We start from the raw sequence: 349 nt of genomic DNA on the forward strand, positions 1-349 counted from the left end.
CTTGTCCCAAGAGACAAATTCACAATCTGGGTAACGCGAGCAACCGTAGAATACGCGTCCACGCTTGGATTTGCGTTCGATAATCTGTCCTTTATGGCATTGTGGACAGGTTACCCCAATTTCCTTAACAATTGCCTGGGTGTTACGACAGTCAGGGAACCGGCTACAAGCAAAGAATTTACCGTAGCGGCCCATTTTAACTACCATTGGTGCCCCACAGATCTCACAGTTAAAGCCGGCCGGTTCGTCTTTAATTTGAATCTTTTCAATTTGCCCCTGGGCTTTTTCCAATTCTTTAGCAAACGGCTTGTAATACCGGTCAACTACCTTAATCCAATTTTCCTTACCC

1 protein-coding gene is annotated in these 349 nt (G+C 45.6%); it reads right to left on the bottom strand.

All coding sequences use genetic code 11. From position 1 onward, the window contains the following. On the bottom strand, positions 1–349 hold a 349-nt coding region (locus tag CP370_RS09650; protein WP_199160338.1), incomplete at both ends, for a type I DNA topoisomerase.

The sequence above is a fragment of the Lactobacillus sp. UMNPBX19 genome, from assembly GCF_002553805.1.
Taxonomy (GTDB): domain Bacteria; phylum Bacillota; class Bacilli; order Lactobacillales; family Lactobacillaceae; genus Lactobacillus.